General features: G+C 60.2%; 2 protein-coding genes. Both read right to left on the reverse strand.

Annotated features, from left to right (window positions below):
- On the reverse strand, nt 1-194 hold a 194-nt coding region (locus EN750_RS37030), incomplete at its 3' end, for an SsrA-binding protein (protein ID WP_189526787.1).
- A 151-nt stretch (nt 195-345) separates the two neighbouring features.
- A partial coding sequence (locus tag EN750_RS37035) for a dihydrodipicolinate synthase family protein (RefSeq protein ID WP_189526789.1) occupies nt 346-805 on the reverse strand: 460 nt, incomplete at its 5' end.

The following is an 805-nucleotide window of genomic DNA, read 5'->3' on the forward strand; positions in this document are numbered from 1 at the left end:
AGCCAGATCTCGCCGCCTTCAACCGAGGCATAGCTGTCCTGGATGTTGGCCTGGCCCTGGCGCAGCGACTTGACCTCGGTGCCGGTCAGCACCAGACCGGCCTCGACCGTGTCAAGCACCTCATAGGAAAACCGCGCCTTACGGTTTTCCGAAACGGTCTTGTTGTTGGGATCGGCTTTTCTGACTTGATTCATGATGCTTAGAGTCCGTTTCGAAACTCGCTCCTGCGAGTCAGATGATGGTGTCATCGAGAACCGGAGCGGAGCGTACATATAGTACGTGAGCACCGGAAGCGCAGGTGACGCCTTCAGATGGCCGCAGGAGTAGAGTTTCCAAACGGGCTCGCTAATTAATCAAGCCGGCGTGCTTCATAGCCGCATCGATCTTGTCGGCAGTCGACTGTTCGATCGTCACCAGCGGCGAGCGCAGCACGTTTTCGACCTTGCCTAGCTTCGACAGCGCGTATTTGGCGCCGGAAACGCCAGGCTCGATGAAGATCGCCTTGTGCAGCGGCAGCAGGCGATCCTGCAGATCCAGCGCCTTGACGCTGTCGCCGGCAAGCGTTGCCTCCTGGAATTCGGCGCAGAGCCGCGGCGCGACGTTCGACGTCACCGAAATACAGCCGACGCCGCCATGGGCGTTGAAGCCGAGCGCCGAAGCGTCCTCGCCCGAAAGCTGGATGAAATCCTTGCCGCACGTGGCGCGCTGCTCGGAGACCCTTTCGACCTTGCCGGTGGCATCCTTGACGCCGACAATGTTCTTGAAGTCGTGCACGAGCCGGCCCATCGTGTCCGGCATCATGTCG

Source organism: Mesorhizobium sp. M7A.F.Ca.ET.027.03.2.1 (genome assembly GCF_003999175.1).
In the GTDB taxonomy this organism is placed as follows: Bacteria; Pseudomonadota; Alphaproteobacteria; order Rhizobiales; family Rhizobiaceae; genus Mesorhizobium.